Here is a 559-nt window from a genome sequence, read left to right as displayed (position 1 = left end):
ATATTATATAATTCTAATAATTCATCACTGTTTTTAATGTTATATAAAGTATATATATTATCAATATTATCAACTACATCAAGATATATATTTACTGGATTTAAATAATAAATTGATTTAATATCTTTCATTTGATCTAAAAGATGTTCAATAGTCCCTTTTATAACTGCTTTATAATCTTTAACATCAATATATTTTACTTTAAGAGCATAGTTATTATTAATATCAAATAAATATCTAAAATGTTGTTTATAGTTGTTCAAACGCGTTTTAATAATAAATTGCATTTTTTCTGAACTCATTTTATTTGTAGTTTCAAAAGGTTTATATGTAATCCATCTAGCTCCACCTTCATTGTAATTTGCGAAATAATAATTAGACTCAACATCTACAAAATAAGGTAATAAACCAATAGGATTATATTTTCTAAAAACTTTTTCACTTATTTCATCATCATTAAAACGTTCAGTTTTATTTAATTCATATCTCAAAATTAATGGATGTAATGATGTTAAATATATATTATCATCATCAGTCACTGTACCTAATTCATGTATAT

General features: G+C 21.1%; 1 pseudogene. It reads right to left on the bottom strand.

Features of this window, described 5'->3' with window-relative positions:
* Positions 1-559: pseudogene (locus tag CD127_RS12760) on the bottom strand (helicase HerA domain-containing protein); the annotation flags it as partial.

It is taken from the genome of Staphylococcus petrasii (assembly GCF_002902565.1).
In the GTDB taxonomy this organism is placed as follows: Bacteria; Bacillota; Bacilli; order Staphylococcales; family Staphylococcaceae; genus Staphylococcus; species Staphylococcus petrasii.
Note: the sequence above shows the minus strand (reverse complement) of the source record. Positions and strands in the feature narration are given on the sequence as shown.